Raw genomic sequence first — 6,593 nt, 5'->3', positions numbered from 1 at the left:
CAACTGGCTCAAAGCAGTCCAGCGCACCATGGGCTGGACCCAGGACACCCGAACCGCTGACCAGTAGCGACCGCCGCCGTGCCGGGGTGCCGCGCGCGTGGGGCAGCACGTGCGCGGCGCGTACTATCGGCCATGGCGGCCCCCCTCCTCCCGCCGACCACGGTTCGCGAGACGAGGGAGAGCGAGCATGCCGCAGCCGGACGCCGCGCCGCCCGCCGACCGGACGATGTGCAACCGGCCGACCACCTCGGCCCGCTGGACGTTCATCCGCACCGAGAGCGGCAGCGCGGCGTTCCTCGTCGCCGCCGCCGTCGCCGCCCTCGTCTGGGCCAACGTCGCCCCCGGCACGTACACCGACTTCTGGCACACCCACCTCTCCGTCGAGGTGGGCGACCACGGCCTCTCCCTCGATCTGCGCGAGTGGGTCAACAGCGGGCTGATGACCGTCTTCTTCCTGGTCATCGGCCTGGAGGTGCGGCGTGAGTTCGACATGGGGGAGCTGCGGGAGCTGAACCGCGTGACGCTGCCGTTCATGGCCGGGCTCGCCGGCATGGTCGTGCCGGTGCTCATCTTCCTGGCCTTCAACGCGGGCGACTCCGCGGCCTCCGGCTGGGGCGTGGCGATGTCCACGGACACCGCGTTCGCGCTCGGCATGCTGGCGCTGCTGGGCAAGAGGTTCCCGCGCCGCCTGTACACCTTCGTCCTGACCATCGCCGTCGTCGACGACTTCGTCGTCCTCGCCGTCATCGCCTTCGTCTACAGCGACCGCGTGACCTGGCTCCCGCTGCTGGTCGGCGCCGTCCTCTTCGCGGCGATCGTGGCGCTGCGGTCCTCGGGCAGCCGCCGCGGCCCGCTCTACGCGCTGCTCGGTGTCGCGATGTGGCTGGCCTTCGAGGAGTCCGGGGTGGATCCGGTCGTCGTCGGGCTGCTGATCGGGCTCATGACCTTCGCCTACCCGGCGCCGCGCAGCGACCTGGAGCGGGCCACCGGGCTGTTCCGCTCGTTCCGCGAGCAGCCGACCCCCGAGCTGGAGCGGCAGGCGCGACAGGGCATCGCCTCGGCGATCTCCCCGAACGAGCGGCTGCTGCGGATCTACCACCCGTGGAGCAGCTATCTGGTCGTGCCGCTGTTCGCGCTGGCCAACACCGGTATCGAGCTCGACGGCAACGTCCTGTCGAGCGCGGTCACCTCGCCGCTGACGGTGGGCGTCTTCCTCGCCTTCGTCGTCGGCAAGCCGCTCGGCGTCGTCGGCGCGACCGCGCTGACGACCTGGTGGAGCAAGGGCAGACTGCGCCCGCCCGTCGGCTGGGCGTCCGTCGCGGGCGGCGGCGCCATCACCGGCATCGGCTTCACCATCGCCGTCCTGATCGCCACGATGGCGTTCGACGGCACGCAGCTGGAAGAGGCGAAGATCGGCATCCTCGCCGCGGTGCTCGGCTCCGTCCTCGTCACCGCGCTCGTCGCCCTGGTGACGAGCCGGCTGCCGAAGCAGCGGCGCATCCGCGCGCTGCTGGGCACCGCGCCCGTCATCGTCGACCTCACCGTCCCCGTGGACCCCGATCGCGACCACATCCGCGGCCCGTACGAGGCGCCGGTCACGGTCGTCGAGTACGGCGACTTCGAATGCCCGTACTGCGGCAGGGCCGAGCCCGTCGTACGCGACCTCCTCGCCGACTTCGGCGACATCCGCTACGTCTGGCGCCACCTGCCGCTCACCGACGTGCACCCGCGCGCGCAGCTCGCCGCGGAGGCCGCGGAGGCGGCGGCCGAGCAGGACGCGTTCTGGCCCATGCACGACCGGCTGCTCGCCCACCAGGACCGGCTGACGCCGCGTGACCTGGTGGAGCACGCGGCGGAGCTGGGGCTCGACGTCGACCGGTTCAGCCGGGCGCTGAACTCCCGCCACGGCGCGGGCCGGGTCGACGAGGACACCGAGTCCGCGGACCTCAGCGGGGTCGCGGGCACGCCGACGTTCTTCGTCAACGGGCGCCGCCACCGGGGTGCGTACGACATCGAGAGCCTGTCGGCGGCGGTGCGGGGGGCGCGGGCGCGGGCGACGCTGGACGAGGACGAAAGAGACGACGAGGACGACGCGAACGCCGAGGACGACGCGAACGGCGAGGACGACGCGAACGGCGAGGACACCGAGGCCGGCAGGGCCGGCGGCGGGGCGTGACCTCCGCGCGCCGGGCGCGGAGGTGGGGGACCGGGGGCGGCGGGCGTCAGGTTCCGCCGCCCCCGGAGACTGCGGTGAGCAGCGCCAGCGGCGTGGCTGCCGCCCACGCCTGCGGGGAGCAGGCGTGTGGATACGGTACGGGTGCCGGGTGGTCGCTGCGTGCGTAACCGGCCAGCACCTCCGGCAGCCGCCAGCCGTGCGCCTCCGCGGTGGCCAGGAGCCCCCGGGTCAGCGTGCGGACCTCGGCGCCGAGACCGTAGCGGGCCAGACCGAGGGCGATGACGGCGTTGTCATGCGGCCAGCAGCTCCCGCGATGGTACGACAGCGGGTGGTACGGCCGTTGACCGGCCGCCAGCGTACGGACCGCCCAGCCCGAGAAGAAGTCGTCGTCGAGCAGCCGCCGTCCGGTGCGGGCGCCCCGCCCGCGGTCCAGGATCCCGGACCACAGCAGGTGCCCGGCGTCCGAGGCGAGCGCGTCGACCTGCCGGCCCCGGCCGTCGAGCGCCAGCGCCGGGAAGTCCTCCGCGGACAGCCAGAAGTCGCGGTGGAAGCGGTCGCGCAGCCCGGCGGCGAGGGCGTCGAGGCGGTCGGCGTACGGGGCGTCGCCCCAGACGCCGCGGGCGAGCCGCGCGGTGCGGACGAGGGCGTCGTACGCGTAGCCCTGCGCCTCGGCGACGGCGACGGGGCCCTCGGCCTGGGTGCCGTCCGCGAAGCAGACGGCGCCCGCGGAGTCCTTCCAGTTCTGGTTGACGAGCCCGCCGGGGTCGGGGGTGTAGACGAGCCAGCCGTGCTCCGCCAGCCCGCCGTCGCCGAGCATCCACCCCACGGCGGCCCGCGCCTGCGGCTCCAGCCGTGCGGCGAGCGCGGTGTCGGCGGTGGCCTCGGCGTACGCCTGGAGCAGGACGAGGAAGAGGGGGGTGACGTCGACCGACCCGTAGTAACGCCCGTACGGCACCTGCCGGAAGGAGGCCAGCTCGCCGTGGCGTATCTCGTGCGCGATCCGGCCGGGCTGCTCGGCGGAGAACGCGTCGTGCCGGGTGCCCTGGGTGGCGGCGAGCGCGAGGAGGGTGTCGCGGGCGAGGGCGGGGCGGTAGGGCAGCGCGAAGAGGGAGGTGAGCACGGAGTCGCGCCCGAAGAGGGTGAGAAACCACGGGATCCCGGCCCCCGGCACGGTGAGCGCTTCCGCGCGGGGCCCCGCGGCGGGCACGCGCAGCAGCGCGAGGTCGGCGAGCCCGTGCGCGCACGCCCGTGCGAGCGCGGCACGCTCACCGGGGGAGAGGGCCGGTGTGTCTGCGGGCGGTGCGGGCTCGGCCGGCGGGTGCGTGAACGCCGCGATCCCGGCGCGGAGTTCGGCGGCGGCCTGTGCGGGGGTCGCGGCGACCCCGACGTCCGGCGCGCCCTGCGGGCGCGCCTCGACGCGCAGTGCCAGCTCCGCGGCCCCGTGCGGGGGCAGGGTCAGCGTCCACGCCAGCCGCCGGGCCGTACCCGCGCCGTACTCCGCGTGCTCCGTACCCGGCGTCACCTCCTCCGGGGCCGGGTGGCACCTGACCGCCGTACGGGACAGCCACCCCTCGCCGCGGCGGTAACTGAACTCCACGCCGTCCGGAAGCTCCCGGGACTCCCACGCCGCCTCCGGCGGGCGCGGGTACGTGCGGCCGTCCGACCGCAGCTCGAACAGGTCCGCGAAGTCCGCGTCCGCCAGCAGTTCCAGACGGGCCGTCACCTCCTCCGGGCGGTTGCTGACCAGCCGCAGGCGCTCCACCAGCACGCCCGAGGCGACGGCCTGTTCGCGGAAGACCGCGTACGGGGCGGGGGAGTCGCGGATGCCCGGCGGGGTGAGGACGCAGGCGGCCGGGAGCACGCCGTCGCGGGCCGGGGTGAGGATCACGGGTTCCGCGCCGTCGACCGTGAGCCGCCAGCGGCTCAGGTGCCGGGTGTCGTGGCGGAACAGCCCGTCGGGGGACGTGCCGCGGCGGCCCGTGACGCCGCCGCCCGGGGTGAGCGCGGCGAACGTGCCGTCGCGCGCGAGCAGGACGCGTCCGCCGCTCATCTCGCCACCGCCCCCGATCCGGGCACTGCTCCCGGCCCCGGCCACGCCCCGCCGTCCGCCGCCGCCAGGTCCAGCGCCAGCGCCGCCGTCCAGCTGAAGCCCCGTGCCCCCCGGGCCGCCCCCGTCAGCGGGTCCACGTACTCCGCGAACCCCGACGCCGCCGCCCCGTCGAGCACCGCCCGCCGCAGCGCGTCCGCCGTCCCGGCCGCCCCGTGCCCGCGAAGGCCCCGCTCCAGCAGCCAGGCGGTGTTGAACCACGCCGGGCCGCGCCAGTACCGGGTGCGGTCGAACGCCCGCCCCTTCAGGTCGTACGACGCGACCAGCGGCAGCTCCCCGAGGCGGAAGTGCTCGCCCGCCAGGGTGTCGCGCAGCCCCCGCACCACCGCCGGCGGCAGGCCGGAGGCGAGCAGCGGGGTCAGCCCGGCGACGCCGTACTCCTCGATGGCCCGGTCCGTCCGCAGGTCGCGGCTGCGGAAGATGCCGGCCCCGGCGTCCCACAGCCGGGCCACCAGCGCCTCCGTCAGCCGCGCGGCCCGCTCCCGGTGCACACCCGGGTCGGCACCGAGCTCCGCCGCGATCTCCGCCATCGCCTCCTCCGAGGCGATGAGCAGCGCGTTCACGCACGGGTCCTCCACGGCGAAGCCGTGCGCCACGCCCGCGTCGGCGTAGCCGGCGTCGCGGTAGTCGGCGGCGAGGCGCACGTAGCGCCCGTAGTCGAGGTCCGTCGGCCGGTCCGCGGGGTCGCCGTGGTCGAGGTCCGCCCGGCGGAACGACGCCGCCGGGGCGGGCTCGATCCGCGCCAGCGGGCCGTCCCAGCAGGGGCTGTTGTCCATCCCGGACTCCCAGGGGTGGACGATCGCGGCCAGGCCCGCGCCGCCGAGGTCGCGGTCCTCGGCGAGGTAGCGGTGCCAGGCCAGCAGCCGCGGGCGGACGCGCGCGAGGAAGCCGCGGCGCGCGGACGCCGCCGGGTCCGCCCGGTGCACCAGCAGCGCGGCGAGCGCGTGCACCGGGGGCTGCACGATGCCGGAGGTCTGGGTGTGCGCCGGGGCGCCGGCCCGCGCCCCCGCCGCCGTACCGCGGTCCCGGCCGGCCCCGCCGTATCCGCCCGTGCGCGCGGCGGGGGAGCCCGCCGAGCGCCAGAAGTCCGGGCCGGGGAAGTACGCGGCGTGCGGCACGGCCGGGTTGAAGACGATGTGCGGGATGCGGCCGTCGCCCCACTGCGCGCCGAGCAGCATCTCCAGCTCCCGCTGCGCCCGCCGCGGCGACAGGTGCCGCAGCCCGACGGCGACGAACGCCGAGTCCCAGCTCCACTGGTGCGGGTACAGCGTGCGCGACGGCACGGTGGAGGCCCCCGTCCAGTTGCCGAGCAGCACCGCCGCCGCGGCCCGCCACGGGTCCGCCGCGCCTGCGGGCCCCGGCCCCGCGCCGCCCGTCCCGCCGGCGGGCGCCGCCGACAGCGCGGTGGCGCCCCGCCCCTTCGCGGGCACCGCCGTCATGCGCCGGCCCTGCGCAGGAAGCCCGGCACGGCGGCGACGGCCGCCGCCGGGTCGCCGGTCAGCCGGCACTCGGCCGCGAGCCAGCCGGTGTAGCCGGCGGCCCGCAGCGCGCCGAGCCAGGCGGGCCAGTCGAGGTGGCCGGCGCCGGGCTGGAAGCGGTTGGAGTCGGAGACCTGCGCGTGGCCGATCCAGGGCGCGTTGTCGAGGATCGCGGCGGCGGGGTCGGCCTCCTCGATGTTCATGTGGTAGCTGTCGATGCCGATCCGCACGCTGTCCAGGCCGGTGGCGCGGATCAGTTCGGTGGCCTGCTCCAGCCGGTTGACCATGTGGTCCTCGTACCGGTTCAGCGGCTCCAGGAAGAGCGTGACGCCCTCCCGGCGCGCGTGCTCGCCGAGTTCGGCCAGCCCGTCGAGCAGTACGGCGCGGTCGCCGGCCTCGTCGCGCGGCGGGGTGAAGGGGGGCAGCCGGCGGGAGAACATCCCGTACGACGCGGGGGTCTGCGCGCCGACGCCGCCGATCTCGGCGATCACGGAGAGCTGGGACTTCAGCTGCGCCACCGCGTCGCGGCGCTGCCCGGGGTCGAAGGCGCCGAAGAAGTGCAGCATCTCGACGCAGACCGTGGGCATGACGACGCCGTCGGCCAGCGCCCGCTTCAGCTCGGGCAGCCGGGCGGCGAAGCGCAGGTCGCCCTGGGCGCGCAGCTCGATGCCGTCGTAGCCGGCGGCCTGCGCGAACTCCCACTTCTGCTGGAGGGTGTCGCCGGGCAGCAGCTGTTCCTGGGCCGCGAGGGAGAACATGGCGGGGCGGTCGGCCTTTCTGCGCGGGGGCGTGCGCGGATGCGCGGCGCGGGTTTCCTGGTCGGGCACGGTGT

At 76.1% G+C, this 6,593-nt stretch carries 4 protein-coding genes; 1 reads left to right on the top strand and 3 read right to left on the bottom strand.

All coding sequences use genetic code 11. The features are described 5' to 3' along the window. Positions 1-187 precede the first annotated feature (187 nt). Positions 188-2,176 carry a Na+/H+ antiporter NhaA gene (gene nhaA / locus LG396_RS24915; protein WP_225796464.1) on the top strand — a complete coding sequence of 663 codons (1,989 nt, stop codon included), beginning with the start codon at positions 188-190 and terminating at the stop codon, positions 2,174-2,176. Between the two features lie 46 nt (positions 2,177-2,222). On the opposite strand, the gene LG396_RS24910 is transcribed toward nhaA, so the two are convergent. Genes LG396_RS24910 through LG396_RS24900 form a run of 3 tightly spaced genes read right to left on the bottom strand, consistent with a single transcriptional unit; the run spans position 2,223 to position 6,519 of the window. Continuing rightward, positions 2,223-4,226, bottom strand: coding sequence for an amylo-alpha-1,6-glucosidase (locus tag LG396_RS24910; protein WP_225796463.1), 2,004 nt, complete (start codon positions 4,224-4,226; stop codon positions 2,223-2,225). Next, a complete protein-coding gene (locus LG396_RS24905) occupies positions 4,223-5,722 on the bottom strand; it encodes an MGH1-like glycoside hydrolase domain-containing protein (RefSeq protein ID WP_225796462.1) in 1,500 nt (499 codons plus the stop codon). The genes LG396_RS24910 and LG396_RS24905 overlap by 4 nt, the downstream gene beginning before the upstream one ends. Then, complete coding sequence (locus LG396_RS24900; RefSeq protein WP_026276461.1) at positions 5,719-6,519, bottom strand: sugar phosphate isomerase/epimerase family protein; 801 nt, start codon at positions 6,517-6,519, stop codon at positions 5,719-5,721. Before LG396_RS24900 ends, LG396_RS24905 begins: the two co-directional genes overlap by 4 nt. Positions 6,520-6,593 lie beyond the last annotated feature (74 nt).

The sequence above is a fragment of the Streptomyces aculeolatus genome (assembly GCF_020400605.1).
In the GTDB taxonomy this organism is placed as follows: domain Bacteria; phylum Actinomycetota; class Actinomycetes; order Streptomycetales; family Streptomycetaceae; genus Streptomyces; species Streptomyces aculeolatus.
This window is presented reverse-complemented; position numbering and strand designations above follow the sequence as displayed.

Excerpts from the sequence above, each read along its gene's own strand:
- LG396_RS24905 (WP_225796462.1), bottom strand. The coding sequence starts at position 5,722 with ATGACGGCGGTGCCCGCGAAGGGGCGGGGCGCCACCGCGCTGTCGGCG.
- nhaA (WP_225796464.1), top strand. The coding sequence starts at position 188 with ATGCCGCAGCCGGACGCCGCGCCGCCCGCCGACCGGACGATGTGCAAC.
- LG396_RS24900 (WP_026276461.1), bottom strand. The coding sequence starts at position 6,519 with ATGTTCTCCCTCGCGGCCCAGGAACAGCTGCTGCCCGGCGACACCCTC.
- LG396_RS24910 (WP_225796463.1), bottom strand. The coding sequence starts at position 4,226 with ATGAGCGGCGGACGCGTCCTGCTCGCGCGCGACGGCACGTTCGCCGCG.